The following is a 13,543-nucleotide window of genomic DNA, read 5'->3' on the forward strand; positions in this document are numbered from 1 at the left end:
TAAAGTGTCAGTTTCAAAATTGTTTGGAACGAATGCTTACGCGCCGCGCTCTTCCAGTACGGCTACGGCTGGCAGCACTTTGCCTTCCACAAACTCCAGGAAGGCGCCACCACCGGTGGAAATATACGAGATCTTGTCAGCTATGCCGTATTTGTCAACGGCGGCCACTGTGTCTCCGCCACCGGCCAGTGAGAAGGCGTCGCTTTCGGCGATGGCTTCGGCCAGGGTTTTGGTGCCGTTTCCAAACTGTTCAAACTCGAACACGCCTACCGGGCCATTCCACAGAATGGTTTTGGCGCTCTTGAGCAATTCGGCGAATTGGCCGGCGGTTTGAGGGCCTGCGTCGAGAATCATGTCGTCTTCAGTAACGTCTTCAATGTTCCGAACAGTGGCGGTGGCGTTTTCTGAAAACTCACTGGCCACCACTACGTCGACCGGCAGGGGGATGTTTACGCGGGAAGCGATGTCTTTGGCAGTGTCCAAGAGTTCATGTTCGCACAGGGATTTACCTACCGGGTGGCCGGCTGCGGCCAGGAAGGTGTTGGCGATGCCGCCGCCGACAATAATCTGATCACACACTTTTTCCAGCGCGTTAAGTACGTCGAGCTTGGTGGACACTTTAGCGCCACCAACAATCGCGACTACTGGCTTGGCCGGGTTATCCAGAGCTTTGCCAAGAGCTTCCAGCTCTGCCGCCAGCAATGGGCCTGCGCAGGCTTCCGGTGCAAAGCGTGCAACACCGTGGGTAGATGCCTGAGCGCGGTGGGCTGTGCCGAAGGCGTCCATCACGTAAACATCGCACAGGGCTGCGTATTGCTTGGCCAGGGTTTCGTCGTCTTTCTTCTCGCCTTTGTTGAAGCGAACGTTTTCGAACAGAACCACTTCGCCGTCTGCTACTTCAACACCACCGAGGTAATCTTTAATCAGGCGCACTTCCTGGCCCAAGGCTTTGGTGAGGTGGTCTGCAACTAGCTTGAGGGAGGAGGCTTCGTCGTACACGCCTTCTTCCGGGCGGCCCAGGTGAGACATCAACATCACTTTGGCGCCAGCGTCTCTGGCTGCCTTGATGGTTGGCAGGGAGGCGCGGATGCGGGCATCGCTGGAAATCACGCCGTTCTTTACCGGCACGTTGAGGTCTTCGCGGATCAGAACCCGCTTGCCAGCGAGGTTCAGGTCGGTCATTTTCTTAATGGCCATGATCTGGGTTCCGTTAATTCAATTAATTGGCAAAGAGTTTAAAGCCGGGATAGCCAGCTTTGGCTTACATCCAGCATGCGGCTGGCAAATCCCCATTCGTTATCAAACCAGCATAACACTTTCACCATGGTGCCCCGGGTTACGCGGGTTTGGCCGCCATCAACTACGCCGGAATGGGAATCATGGTTGAAGTCAGAGCTGGCCAGCAGTTCGTCGGTGTATCCGAGTATGCCTTTTAGCGGGCCATCTGCTGCTGCTTTCAACACACGGTTTACCGAGGGTACGTCGGTGGCTTCTCGCACGTTGAACACCATGTCGATGGCCGACACGTTCATGGTGGGCACGCGCAATGCCACTGAGCTGAAGCGGCCTTCCATGTGCGGAAGCAAACGTTCAACGCCCCGCGCCAGCCCGGTATCTACCGGCACTATGTTGTGCAGCGCGCTTCGGGTAAGCCGCAAATCCTGCTGGTGGTAGGCATCAATCACCGGCTGGTCGTTCATGGCGGCGTGGATGGTGGTGGTACTTCCCTGCTCCACGCCAAAGGCTTTATCCAACACGGTTATCACTGGCACCAGGCAGTTGGTGGTGCAGGAACCTGCCGCCACTATGCGGTCGTCTGCGGTGATTTCCGTTTCGTTAATGCCAAACACCACGGTGCGGTCGACGTCTGATTCAGCCGGTTGGGAGAACAGCAGCCGCTTGGCACCGGCCTGAAGGTGCAATTCAGCCGTGGCCCGGTCTGAATAGGAACCAGAGCACTCTAACACCAGATCGACATCCAGCTCTTTCCACGGCAGTTCTATCGGATCTGCATGGCGCAGTATGCGGATAGGATCACCGTTGATGATCAAATCCTGCTCCTGCACGGCAATGCTTCCGGTGAACCGGCCGTGGGTGGAATCGTAGCGGGTCAGGTGTGCAATGGTGTCGATATCAGAAAGCTCGTTAATCGCGACCACCTGAAGGTGATCGCGAAAACCGTTTTCGTACAGTGCACGCAACACGCACTGGCCAATACGGCCATACCCGTTGATGGCAATACGAAAGGGCACGGAGTCTGTCATCAGGCGTCCAGCAGCTCTGCAGACACTTCCAGGATGTTCTCCACGGTAAAGCCGAACTCCTTGAACAGCTCGCCGGCAGGTGCCGATTCACCGAAGGTGGTCATGCCCACAATGCGACCGTCCAGGCCAACGTACTTGTACCAGTAATCTGCAATCGCCGCTTCGATAGCAATGCGGTTGGTGACTTCCAGTGGCAGCACTTGCTGCTTGTACTCGGCGCTCTGGGCATCGAATACATCGGTGGATGGCATGGAAACAACCCGTACCTTTTTGCCCTGCTCGCGCAGCTTGGCAGCCGCATCTTGCGCCAGGCCCACTTCGGAGCCGGTGGCAATCAGGATGAGATCCGGAGTGCCTTCGCTGTCAGACAGTACGTAAGCGCCTTTGGCCACGTCGGCCAACTGCTGTGCATCACGAGCCTGAGCTGGCAGGTTCTGACGGGAGAATACCAAAGCACTGGGGCCATCTGTACGCTCAAGAGCGGCTTTCCAGGCGACGGCAGATTCTACTGCGTCGGCCGGGCGCCAGGTGCTCATGTTGGGTGTGGTGCGCAGGCTGGCCAGCTGTTCGATCGGCTGGTGTGTTGGGCCATCTTCGCCAAGACCAATAGAATCGTGGGTGAATACATAAATGGAACGCTGCTTCATCAGTGCGGCCATGCGCACGGCGTTGCGGCAGTATTCCATGAAGATCAGGAAGGTTGCGCCGTAGGGCACGAAGCCGCCGTGCAGAGCAACACCGTTCATGATGGCTGCCATGCCGAATTCACGAACGCCGTAATAAACGTAGTTGCCGCTGGCGTCTTCTTTAGTCAGACCTTTGGTGCCACCCCAGATAGTGAGGTTGGAGCCGGCCAGGTCGGCCGAGCCGCCCAACAGTTCTGGTAGCATTGGGCCGTAGGCGTTCAGGGTGTTCAGGGACGCCTTACGGCTGGCGATGGTTTCGCTCTTGTCCTGACATTCCTGAATGTACGCCTGGGCTTTTTCAGAGAAGTCGGCAGGCAGGTCACCCGCCATGCGGCGCTTCAGTTCCGCGGCCAGTTCTGGCTCGGCCTTTTCATAGGCTGCGAAGGTTTCGTTCCACGCGCTTTCAGCGCTGGCGCCTTTGTCTTTGGCATTCCAGGCTGCGTAGATGTCGGCTGGCACTTCAAACGGGCCGTGGGTCCAGCCCAGTGCTTCGCGGGTCAGTGCAATTTCGTCATCACCCAGGGGTGCGCCGTGGGAAGATTCGCTGCCCTGCTTGTTGGGGGAGCCAAAACCGATAACGGTTTTGCAGCAGATCAGTGTTGGCTGATCGGTATTCGCACGCGCCTTCTCAACCGCTGCGCGAACGGCTTCGCCATCGTGGCCATCGACATTCGGGATTACCTGCCAGCCGTAAGACTCAAAACGCTGGGGGGTGTTATCAGTAAACCAGCCCTCGATCTTGCCATCAATGGAGATGCCGTTGTCGTCGTAGAACATGATCAGCTTGCCAAGGCCCAAAGTGCCGGCAAGCGAGGACACCTCGTGGGAGATACCTTCCATCAAGCAACCGTCGCCCAGGAAAGCGTAGGTGTAGTGATCTACTACGTTATGGCCAGGGCGGTTGAACTGCGCCGCCAGCGTTTTCTCTGCCAATGCAAAACCTACCGCGTTGGCAATGCCCTGCCCCAATGGGCCGGTGGTGGTTTCTACGCCCGGGGTGTAACCGTATTCCGGGTGGCCCGGGGTTTTGGAGTGCAGCTGCCGGAAGTTCTTGATGTCTTCAATGGAAACGTCGTAACCGCTCAGGTGCAGCAGTGAATACTGCAGCATGGAGCCGTGGCCGTTGGAAAGCACGAAACGGTCGCGGTTGGCCCACTCGGGGTTGGCCGGGTTGTGGCTCAAATAATCGTTCCACAGTACCTCGGCGATATCCGCCATACCCATGGGCGCACCCGGATGGCCAGATTTAGCTTTCTGAACCGCATCCATGCTCAGCGCGCGAACGGCGTTGGCGAGATCTTTACGAGAGGGCATTTACATTTCTCCAATGTTTTTCAAGGAAGTAAGTAACAAACCAGTGCTTTTCAAAGGGCAATAAAAAGCTGCTTAAAAATAAGGCGCGTATTTTCGCCGATTAGGGTGTGCCGGGGCAAATCGGTGTACCTCTTATCTCGGGTTATTCGGTTGGGAATTACCGAAAGAGACTGATTTCAAAGAATGATAAATCTATATCAAAAAACTTTGATATGCCTATTGATTGAGCGCCCCAACCCCCTTACACTCCGCAACCATGACAAGTTTAAGCACGCACTCTCACCAAATATCCTCCGTGGACGTTCTTGCCCCGATCTTCAAGGCAAGCGGCGACCCGTTGCGCTTAGAGGTACTGCGGGTGTTGCGCCGGGATACGTTTGGCGTGCTGGAACTGAGCCAGTTGTTCGATATGCGCCAGTCCGGCATGAGCCATCACCTGAAAGTGATGCATAAGGCCGGGCTTGTAGAGCCCCAGCGCGAAGGCAACGCAATTTTTTACCGTCGCCCGCTGCACCTGGACAACGACAAGCCGACAGACCTGACCATTCGGCAGATTTTTGAAGCAGTGGATCGCGCGCCTTTGCCCGCGCACCTGCAGGAGAAAATTGAGTCCATCCGTGATCAGCGTGCGGATCAGTCGCAGGCGTTCTTTTCCCGGCACTCGGAGCAGTTTCGGGAGCAGCAGGAACTGATTGCGGCATTTGACCTGTACGCCGGGCCTGTAGCGGACATGATTCGCAAGCGCACCAAGAAAAAACAGTGGCAAACCGCGCTGGAAATCGGCCCGGGCGAAGGTGGCTTTTTGCCGGTGCTATCCGAACTTTGCGAACACGTTGTGGGCCTGGACAACAGCCGGGACATGCTCGCCAAGGCAACTCGCACCTGCATTGATGAGCGCCTGAACAACGTTGATTTGATTGAAGGTGTAACCGACACCCTGCTGGCCCGAGGGGATGCGTTTGATCTTGTGGTGGCCAACATGGTGCTGCACCACGTACCCAGCCCGGCAGATATTTTTCTGGACGCGGCAGCTCTGATGAACAATGGCGGCTGCTTGATGATCAGCGACCTGTGTCGGCACGATCAAATTTGGGCGAAAGAAAACTGCGGTGACCTGTGGCTTGGTTTTGAGCCGGAAGAGCTGACCGCCTGGGCAACAGCGGCGGGCCTGAAGGCCGGTGAGCAGCTGTTTATAGGCTTGCGAAACGGCTTCCAGATTCAGGTAAGAGAGTTCTGGAAAACCCAGTTGCCGCTGAGATAACTGAATACGAATCAAACCCTGATATTCCGTCCTCTGGAGTGGAATATCAAAAAACTTTGATATTGGCGTACGTAGTAGTACTTACACACCTCGAACCAAAACAAATAACTCAGCCGGCGCCTGCAGCAGCATCCAGCCACCGGCAAGATTTCGAAACGCTCACAAAGGAGCAACGCTATGTCTGACTACAACATCTTCACCTCCGAATCGGTCTCTGAAGGCCACCCGGATAAACTCGCCGACCAAATCTCCGATGCGGTTCTGGATTCCATTCTTATGGAGGATCCCCACGCCCGCGTTGCTTGCGAGACTATGGTGAAAACCGGCGTTGCTATCGTTGGCGGTGAAATCACCACCAGCGCCTGGGTTGACCTGGAAGATTTGGTTCGCGGTGTTATCAAAGACATTGGCTACACCTCCTCAGATGTGGGCTTCGACGCCGACACCTGCGGCATCATCAACATCATCGGTAAACAGTCTGTTGATATCGCCCAGGGCGTTGACCGCCAGAAGCCAGAAGATCAAGGCGCGGGCGACCAGGGCCTGATGTTCGGCTACGCCAGCAACGAAACCGAAGTGCTGATGCCTGCACCGATCACCTTCGCGCACCGCCTGGTAGAGCGCCAGGCCGAAGCCCGCAAAACCGGCGTGCTGCCTTGGCTGCGCCCGGATGCAAAAAGCCAGGTAACCTGCCGCTACGAAAACGGCCAAGTTGTAGGCATTGATGCGGTTGTTCTCTCAACCCAGCACGACCCGGACGTTAGCCAGGCGGATCTGAAAGAAGCCGTAATGGAGCTGATCGTGAAGAACGTGCTGCCTGCAGAATTGCTGCACAAGGGCACCCAGTTCCACATCAACCCAACTGGCAAGTTCGTTATCGGCGGCCCCGTTGGCGACTGCGGCCTGACCGGCCGTAAGATCATCGTAGACACCTACGGCGGCATGGCTCGCCACGGTGGCGGTGCTTTCTCCGGCAAAGACCCCTCAAAGGTTGACCGTTCTGCTGCCTACGCCGGCCGCTACGTTGCCAAAAACATCGTTGCTGCTGGTCTGGCCGACAAGTGCGAGATTCAGGTGTCCTACGCCATCGGCGTGGCACAGCCAACGTCTATCTCCGTAAACACCTTCGGCACTGGCAAAATTGGCGACGACAAAATCATCGAACTGGTCCGCCAGCACTTCGATCTGCGTCCTTACGCAATCACCAACATGCTCGACCTGCTGCATCCCATGTACCGGGCCACAGCAGCCTATGGCCACTTCGGCCGCGAGCCGGAAGAAATTACCGTTGCCGGCAAGACGTTCACGACATTCCCATGGGAAAAGACGGATCGTGCAGATGCCCTTAAAGACGCTGCTGGTATCTAAACCATTTTCAGGCGTATGAACCTTCTCATGCGCCTAAACAGAACTGACTGGAGAACATCCATGAGCAACTTCGACGACTATAAAGTACGCGACATTTCCCTGGCAGATTGGGGCCGTAAAGAAATTAAAATCGCTGAAGGCGAAATGCCAGCCCTGATGGCACTGCGCGAGAAGTACAAAGCAGAGCAGCCACTGAAAGGCGCCAACATCATGGGCTGCATCCACATGACCATCCAAACCGCCGTCCTGATCGAAACACTGATTGAGCTGGGCGCTGGCGTTCGCTGGTCATCGTGCAACATCTTCTCCACCCAGGATCAGGCTGCTGCGGCCATCGCTGCCCAGAACATTCCTGTGTTCGCCTGGAAAGGCGAGACCGACGAAGAATACGAATGGTGCCTTGAGCGCACGATTGGTGCCGACGTAGAAGGCTGGGAACCCAACATGATCCTGGACGACGGCGGCGACCTGACTGCCCTGCTCCATGATAAGTACCCGGAAATCCTGGCCAACTGCCACGGCGTGACCGAAGAGACCACCACGGGCGTACACCGCCTGCAGGAAATGCTGCGCGACGGCACTTTGAAAGTTCCGGCTATCAATGTGAACGATGCCGTTACCAAGTCCAAGAACGACAACAAGTACGGCTGTCGTCACAGCCTTAACGATGCCATCAAGCGCGGCACTGACCACCTGATGGCCGGTAAAAAAGCCCTGGTGATTGGTTACGGTGATGTGGGCAAAGGCTCCGCCGCTTCACTGCGCCAGGAAGGCATGATTGTGAAGGTAACCGAAGCTGATCCTATCTGTGCCATGCAGGCCTGTATGGACGGCTACGAGGTTGTTTCCCCGTACATCAATGGCGTGAACACTGGCACCGAGGCTGGTATCGACAGAGCCCTGCTGCAGAACACCGACATTCTGGTCACCACCACCGGCAACATGAACGTGTGCGATGCGCACATGCTCAAGGCTCTGAAATCCGGCGCAGTTGTGTGCAACATCGGTCACTTCGATAACGAGATTGATACTGCCTTCATGCGCAAGAACTGGGAATGGGACGAAGTTAAGCCTCAGGTTCACGTGATCTACCGTGACAAGGCTGTAAACGACCACCTGATCCTGCTTTCCGAAGGCCGCCTGGTAAACCTCGGCAACGCGACGGGGCACCCGTCACGCATCATGGATGGCTCTTTTGCCAACCAGGTTCTGGCGCAGATGTACCTGTTCGAGCGTAAGTTCGCAGATCTGCCGGAAGACGCCCGCGAGAAAGGCATCTACGTTCAGGTTCTGCCAAAGAAGCTCGACGAAGAAGTGGCCCTCGCCATGGTTGAAGGTTTTGGTGGCGTAATCACCAAGATGACCCCGGAACAGGCGCAATACATCGGTGTACCGGTCGAAGGCCCGTACAAGCCAGAAAGCTACAAGTACTAATCGGGTAACAAGATGCAATCCCAGAAGCAATTTAAACGCCGCTTCAGCTTTGAGTTTTTCCCGCCCAAGACCGACTTGGGCAAGGAAAAGCTTCAGGTTGTACGCGACCAGCTCGCCGAGGTGAATCCGGACTTTTTCTCGGTCACCTTCGGTGCGGGCGGTTCCACGCGGGACCGCACTATCGAAACCGTGGTTGACCTTCACAAGCAAGGCATTTCAACAGCGCCACACCTCTCCTGCGTCGGCGGTACGCGGGCAGAGATTGCCGAACTGCTGGATGTGTATAAAGAGAACGGCATCAACCGGATTGTCGCCCTTCGGGGTGACATGCCTTCCGGCATGGGGGCATCCGGCGAGATGCGTTACGCCAACGAGCTGGTTGAGTTTATCCGTGAGCACAGCGGCGATCACTTCAACCTGGAGGTAGCGGCCTATCCGGAGTTTCACCCGCAGGCACGTAACGCTGAAGAAGATCTGAAAAACTTCGCCCGCAAGGTGGAGGCTGGTGCCAACAGCGCCATTACTCAGTACTTCTTCAATCCGGAGAGCTATTTCTATTTCATCGATCGGTTGGAAAAGCTCGGGGTCACCATTCCTGTGGTGCCGGGCATTATGCCCATCGTGAACTTCTCAAGCCTGGTGCGTTTCTCTGATATGTGCGGTGCCGAAATACCGCGCTGGATTCGCAAGCAGCTTGAAGCCTACGGCGACGACACAGCCAGCATTCGCAAGTTCGGTGAGGAAGTGATCACGGATATGTGCGAGAAGCTGTTGAAAGCCGGAGCACCGGGGTTGCACTTCTATACCCTGAACCAGGCTGAGCCAAGCATCAGTATCTGGAAAAACCTGGGTATCAGTGAACGAGAAAGAATTTCTTTCTGAAGCTCTGCCTTCTTCTACCCCCTCTCCCCAGCCCTCTCCCACAAGGGGAGAGGGAGTAAAGACCAAACTGCCACGCACCACACGTCGATGGGAGTATAGCCCCTCTCCCCTTGCGGGAGAGGGGTTGGGGAGAGGGGGCGTTTTACCCTCCAAGCATTTGATTTCCGGCGCTCACCTGAGTCATAGTCTAAAGTGTACGTGATGCAGTTCCACTAATGCTCCCCGGGCGGCACGGTCATCAACAGTGAACCTCCCGGCTTGCCTTATCCGGCAAATGGAGCCCCAATAAGAAATAAAGGAGAAAGCATGAGCACGAAATGGCTGAAAACACTGGGGACAGGCCTGGCCCTCACCATCGCAGCTAGCACCGTAAGCGCAGAAACTCTGCGAGTGGCTACCGACCCCAGCTTTGTTCCGTTTGAGATGCTGGATCAGGAAACCGGTGAGATGATCGGCTTCGACATGGAAATCATCGCCGAAGTATCCAAGCGTGCCGGCTTTGATTACAAGCTCAACACCATGGACTTCAACGGCATTATTCCTGCCCTGCAAACAGGCAACGTGGATATCGCCATTGCCGGCATCACCATAACCGACGAGCGTGAAAAGATCGTTGATTTCTCCGACCCGTATTACGACTCTGGCCTGAGAATCCTGATTCGCCAGAACAACAACGACGTAACAGAAATCTCTGATCTTGAAGGCCTGAAAGTTGGCTCCAAGATTGGCAGCACCAGTTACGATTTCCTGAAGAAAAACCTGGATAAAAACGACGGCGTCACGCCCTATCCGGGTAGCTCAGACATGTACATGGCATTGATGTCAGGTGCAGTAGATGCAGTATTCTACGACGCCCCGAACGTTGGCTACTTCGCCAGCACCAAGGGCAAAGGCAAGGTAAAAACCGTCGGCGAGCTTTACGAAGGCCAGCAGTATGGCATCGCGCTGAAAGACGGCAGTGAGTGGGTTGACGAGGTCAACGAGGCCCTCGCTTCAATGAAAGAAGACGGAACCTACAAAACCATTTACGAAAAGTGGTTTGGCCCAATGCCAGAAGGCAAATAAAGCCTGAAGGGCCGCCAGGCCCTTTGTTCTGTAGCGCCGGAGCTAATTGCTCCGGCGACTTCTGCCCCCAACCCCTGCGGAGACGCACACTGTGGATTCCCAGTTCCAATTCGACTGGCAAGCGGCCATCAACTCCATTCCCTTCCTTATCAAGGGGATTCCCTACACCCTGATGATTTCCTTTGGCGGCCTAATGATTGGCTTCGCTCTGGGTATCATCTTTGGCTTGCTGAGCATCAATAAAAAGTGGTTTCTGAAATGGCCTGCAACGGCCTATATCGAAATCTTCCGTGGCACCCCGATTCTTGTTCAGGTTCTGTTTATTTTTTACGGCCTGCCAGATCTGATCGGAGGTCCGATCGATCCTCTTACCGCGGGCATTGCCGCGATTGCGTTGAACTCAGGCGCTTATATTTCTGAAGTGGTACGCGGTGGCGTTCAATCCATCGACAAAGGCCAGGCAGAAGCCGGGCTTTCTCTGGGCTTGTCCCGCACTCAGACATTCTGGTCGATCATCTGGCCACAAGCCTTCCGGCGCATGATTCCGCCGCTTGGTAACCAAGCCATTGTAAGCATCAAGGACACCTCTTTGTTCTCGGTTATTGGCGTGGGCGAACTCGTTCGTCAGGGCCAGGTTTACATTGCCAGTACCTTCACCGCCTTTGAGGTGTATTTCGTGGTCGCGATTATGTATCTGGCCATCACCCTCTCTCTGTCCCTGATTCTCCGCCTGGTTGAACGGCGCGGACTGGCCTCTGTCTGAAGGAACTTGACCCATGAATCACATTGTACAAATGAAGGGCATGAACAAGTACTTCGGCAAACTGCATGTCCTTAAAGAAATCGATTTAACCGTAGAACAAGGCGAAGTGGTGGTGATTATCGGCGCCAGTGGCTCCGGCAAATCCACACTGATCCGCTGTGTGAACGGTCTGGAAGAGTTTGAATCCGGCCATCTGGAAGTAGATGGTCAGGCGCTTGCTCCGAAAGGCGGCAATCAGCAGGTTCTTTCGGAAATCCGTAAAGAAGTGGGCATGGTGTTCCAGCAGTTCAATCTGTTCCCTCATCTCACGGTGAAGAAGAACATCATGCTGGCGCCCCAGAAAGTAAAGAACACGCCCCAGGTTGTGGCGAACGCTACGGCTGAGCGCTTACTGGAGCGAGTGGGCATTGGCAGTCAGGCTGACAAATTCCCCAGCCACCTCTCTGGTGGTCAGCAACAGCGAGTTGCCATCGCCCGCGCCTTGGCCATGGAGCCACGCCTGATGCTGTTCGACGAACCCACCTCGGCGCTGGACCCGGAAATGATCGGTGAAGTGCTCGACGTAATGCGTGAACTGGCCAGAGAAGGCATGACCATGATGGTGGTCACCCACGAAATGGGCTTCGCCCGGGAAGTGGCCGACCGTGTGATCTACATTCACGAAGGCCAGATTGTGGAGGAAGGCAAGCCAGACGACGTGTTTGATAATCCTCAGAATGAACGCACTCAGGCGTTTTTATCGAGGGTGCTGGTGCGCTAGGCTATAGCGAAAAAGCCCCCGATTCGGGGGCTTTTTTATTTGAATCAAACCCCGCATTTGCCTGCTTAGTTTGTACTTTCGACAAATGATGACGTGCAGCCTTCCCAAACACCAGCAAACAAAAGGCAACCTGCAGTAAAAATGTTCCACCCATAGAAACAAGGAACACCACAATGGGGATATCGCCGAACACCATCATGAACCCCTGATACGCATAGGCCCCAACGGCGAGATAGAGCACTGCTGTGACTAAAGCCGCCGATATGATCAGAGCGCAAACATTAACGGCGACTGACAGAATCCAGTTTTCCGAACGGGTGGGCGCCCGCTTTAACGTGGACACCGAAATCATCATAGCGCCATAGGCAGCGCCCATCATTAGACCAATTTGGGCACCAGATGGGATTTCGAGATTGAACACATGAGTAATTGTGACTGCAAGTAACTGAATGGCTGCGTACAAGCCAGAAAAGTTGAGAATGGTTCTGATAATCATTGTGAAGCCTCCTTGCTTCTTTGGTTTCTACTACGGAAATTCTAATCACCGCCCATTAGCCCACATTAGATATCACGGAGAGCAGTCCGATTGGCAGGTTCCGGTATATGAAAAGGACCATACACTCATTGCCCGAGCCCAGGTCCTTCGGCATAGTGGTGACACTCTTAATCAACGGCACTATCCAACCTGACAGGCGGCATAGCACCTTTATCAATGTAATACTGAGTCTGCACATCGTATCCGGATGTGTCACCCTCGGCCGTTTGAGCCGGAGAACTGGCCACAATCGGCACAGCAAAGCCACTATCCTGGGCATTTACACAATCCGTACATGATGCTCGCCACCACGCCAACGCCTCTCCTTTTCCAGAAAAGCCGACTATAAAATAGTGCCGGTATGCTGGCGTGGAATAACGATCAAACCATGTACTCAAAGATTTTTCGAATCCTTCTGGCATCGATAGCAATGTCTCATGAAACTTCCCGGTTCGATGAGAGAACCAACGAGCTTCAACATACTCCGGCGCAGAGGAGGGCCCCATAACAACTCTTCCGCCGGTGGGCGGCGTTTGATCATAGCCATAACTTATTGCACCTGCTGGCACTCTTCGATCCCCATTTAGCGTAACTTCCTCAACCCAAACCGGCCAGCCAGAAGGTCCACCAGCGACGATGATCGAATACGCATAGGTTTTTGGCTCTGACATGCATCCAATCATGGCGCCAATGATCGCAAATACTAGGAACGAGCGAATAATCCCGGCCATTGCTATACGGCGACCTTTTGTTGCGATGTCATAGAGAACCGATTTAAAAATACCCGTCTAACCCCAGACTTCTCTTGGTCTTTCATCAGAGCATCTTGGTAATCGCACTTGCGATAAGCACGCTCCCAACCATCAGATAAAGAAAAAGCACTGGTATCACCACCCATGCTTGCCAGAGCCTCGGTATAGGAACATTTGGATTCCCAAGCAAAGATGCCCTTTGCTTAAAAAAGGAACCGGGGAAACTTCGCAGCACGAGGTACGCAAATACGTTACTACTTCTGAAAAAACGACCGACCACTCGTCCCTGCCAAAACATTCTTGCAGCTTCGATGCCGCCCGAATCAGTGGCCACGCGATCTTCGATTAGAGCTGCGTATCGAAACCCAATAGTGACAATAATAGGTAGAGGTATCAGGCCCAAAAAAAGGCTGGCGAAGCCTATGTATGCCACGATGACAAGGCTGTCGTCAGTCATCA

The 13,543-nt window shown here is 54.7% G+C and carries 13 protein-coding genes; 7 read left to right on the forward strand and 6 right to left on the reverse strand.

Annotated features, from left to right (window positions below; genetic code table 11):
- Nucleotides 1-36: 36 nt before the first annotated feature.
- From Q0824_RS07350 to tkt, 3 genes are read right to left on the reverse strand one after another with little or no spacing between them, the layout of a single operon-like run.
- Nucleotides 37-1,197, reverse strand: a complete 1,161-nt coding sequence (locus tag Q0824_RS07350) for a phosphoglycerate kinase (protein WP_298448903.1) — start codon at nt 1,195-1,197, stop codon at nt 37-39.
- 38 nt (nt 1,198-1,235) lie between these two features.
- Entirely contained in the window at nt 1,236-2,264 is a 1,029-nt protein-coding gene (locus Q0824_RS07355; protein ID WP_298448905.1) for a glyceraldehyde 3-phosphate dehydrogenase NAD-binding domain-containing protein, read from the reverse strand.
- Nucleotides 2,264-4,264, reverse strand: a complete 2,001-nt coding sequence (tkt, locus tag Q0824_RS07360; RefSeq protein ID WP_298448907.1) for a transketolase — start codon at nt 4,262-4,264, stop codon at nt 2,264-2,266. The genes Q0824_RS07355 and tkt overlap by 1 nt, the downstream gene beginning before the upstream one ends.
- 256 nt (nt 4,265-4,520) lie before the next feature.
- On the opposite strand from tkt, the gene Q0824_RS07365 reads away from it, so the two are divergent.
- The 7 genes from Q0824_RS07365 to Q0824_RS07395 all read left to right on the forward strand — a co-directional run bounded on the left by Q0824_RS07365 (nt 4,521) and on the right by Q0824_RS07395 (nt 11,797).
- A complete protein-coding gene (locus Q0824_RS07365) occupies nt 4,521-5,525 on the forward strand; it encodes a metalloregulator ArsR/SmtB family transcription factor (RefSeq protein ID WP_298448909.1) in 1,005 nt (334 codons plus the stop codon).
- 177 nt (nt 5,526-5,702) lie between these two features.
- Nucleotides 5,703-6,893 (forward strand): methionine adenosyltransferase, encoded by a 1,191-nt coding sequence (gene metK, locus Q0824_RS07370; protein ID WP_298448911.1) that lies wholly within the window; start codon nt 5,703-5,705, stop codon nt 6,891-6,893.
- A gap of 60 nt (nt 6,894-6,953) precedes the next feature.
- Nucleotides 6,954-8,327: an adenosylhomocysteinase gene (gene ahcY / locus Q0824_RS07375; protein WP_298448913.1), complete on the forward strand. Its 1,374-nt coding sequence runs from the start codon at nt 6,954-6,956 to the stop codon at nt 8,325-8,327.
- A 12-nt stretch (nt 8,328-8,339) separates the two neighbouring features.
- Nucleotides 8,340-9,209: a methylenetetrahydrofolate reductase [NAD(P)H] gene (gene metF / locus Q0824_RS07380; protein WP_298448915.1), complete on the forward strand. Its 870-nt coding sequence runs from the start codon at nt 8,340-8,342 to the stop codon at nt 9,207-9,209.
- Nucleotides 9,210-9,515: 306 nt separating this feature from the next.
- Entirely contained in the window at nt 9,516-10,274 is a 759-nt protein-coding gene (locus Q0824_RS07385) for a transporter substrate-binding domain-containing protein (RefSeq protein ID WP_298448917.1), read from the forward strand.
- Between the two features lie 91 nt (nt 10,275-10,365).
- Complete coding sequence (locus Q0824_RS07390) at nt 10,366-11,037, forward strand: amino acid ABC transporter permease (RefSeq protein WP_298448919.1); 672 nt, start codon at nt 10,366-10,368, stop codon at nt 11,035-11,037.
- Between the two features lie 13 nt (nt 11,038-11,050).
- On the forward strand, nt 11,051-11,797 hold the full coding sequence (locus tag Q0824_RS07395) for an amino acid ABC transporter ATP-binding protein (RefSeq protein WP_298448921.1): 747 nt from the start codon (nt 11,051-11,053) through the stop codon (nt 11,795-11,797).
- Between the two features lies 1 nt (nt 11,798).
- On the opposite strand, the gene Q0824_RS07400 is transcribed toward Q0824_RS07395, so the two are convergent.
- The 3 genes from Q0824_RS07400 to Q0824_RS07410 all read right to left on the reverse strand — a co-directional run bounded on the left by Q0824_RS07400 (nt 11,799) and on the right by Q0824_RS07410 (nt 13,541).
- Nucleotides 11,799-12,293, reverse strand: a complete 495-nt coding sequence (locus Q0824_RS07400; protein ID WP_298448923.1) for an ABZJ_00895 family protein — start codon at nt 12,291-12,293, stop codon at nt 11,799-11,801.
- A 167-nt stretch (nt 12,294-12,460) separates the two neighbouring features.
- Nucleotides 12,461-13,063: a hypothetical protein gene (locus tag Q0824_RS07405; protein WP_298448925.1), complete on the reverse strand. Its 603-nt coding sequence runs from the start codon at nt 13,061-13,063 to the stop codon at nt 12,461-12,463.
- An 85-nt stretch (nt 13,064-13,148) separates the two neighbouring features.
- Nucleotides 13,149-13,541 carry a hypothetical protein gene (locus Q0824_RS07410; RefSeq protein WP_298448927.1) on the reverse strand — a complete coding sequence of 131 codons (393 nt, stop codon included), beginning with the start codon at nt 13,539-13,541 and terminating at the stop codon, nt 13,149-13,151.
- Nucleotides 13,542-13,543: the final 2 nt, after the last annotated feature.

The organism is uncultured Marinobacter sp., from assembly GCF_947488835.1.
GTDB lineage: Bacteria > Pseudomonadota > Gammaproteobacteria > Pseudomonadales > Oleiphilaceae > Marinobacter.

What these genes read in the sequence shown, in the direction of transcription:
- Q0824_RS07350 (WP_298448903.1), bottom strand. Translation starts at nt 1,197, where the DNA reads ATGGCCATTAAGAAAATGACCGACCTGAACCTCGCTGGCAAGCGGGTT.
- Q0824_RS07355 (WP_298448905.1), bottom strand. Translation starts at nt 2,264, where the DNA reads ATGACAGACTCCGTGCCCTTTCGTATTGCCATCAACGGGTATGGCCGT.
- tkt (WP_298448907.1), bottom strand. Translation starts at nt 4,264, where the DNA reads ATGCCCTCTCGTAAAGATCTCGCCAACGCCGTTCGCGCGCTGAGCATG.
- Q0824_RS07365 (WP_298448909.1), top strand. Translation starts at nt 4,521, where the DNA reads ATGACAAGTTTAAGCACGCACTCTCACCAAATATCCTCCGTGGACGTT.
- metK (WP_298448911.1), top strand. Translation starts at nt 5,703, where the DNA reads ATGTCTGACTACAACATCTTCACCTCCGAATCGGTCTCTGAAGGCCAC.
- ahcY (WP_298448913.1), top strand. Translation starts at nt 6,954, where the DNA reads ATGAGCAACTTCGACGACTATAAAGTACGCGACATTTCCCTGGCAGAT.
- metF (WP_298448915.1), top strand. Translation starts at nt 8,340, where the DNA reads ATGCAATCCCAGAAGCAATTTAAACGCCGCTTCAGCTTTGAGTTTTTC.
- Q0824_RS07385 (WP_298448917.1), top strand. Translation starts at nt 9,516, where the DNA reads ATGAGCACGAAATGGCTGAAAACACTGGGGACAGGCCTGGCCCTCACC.
- Q0824_RS07395 (WP_298448921.1), top strand. Translation starts at nt 11,051, where the DNA reads ATGAATCACATTGTACAAATGAAGGGCATGAACAAGTACTTCGGCAAA.
- Q0824_RS07400 (WP_298448923.1), bottom strand. Translation starts at nt 12,293, where the DNA reads ATGATTATCAGAACCATTCTCAACTTTTCTGGCTTGTACGCAGCCATT.
- Q0824_RS07405 (WP_298448925.1), bottom strand. Translation starts at nt 13,063, where the DNA reads ATGGCCGGGATTATTCGCTCGTTCCTAGTATTTGCGATCATTGGCGCC.
- Q0824_RS07410 (WP_298448927.1), bottom strand. Translation starts at nt 13,541, where the DNA reads ATGACTGACGACAGCCTTGTCATCGTGGCATACATAGGCTTCGCCAGC.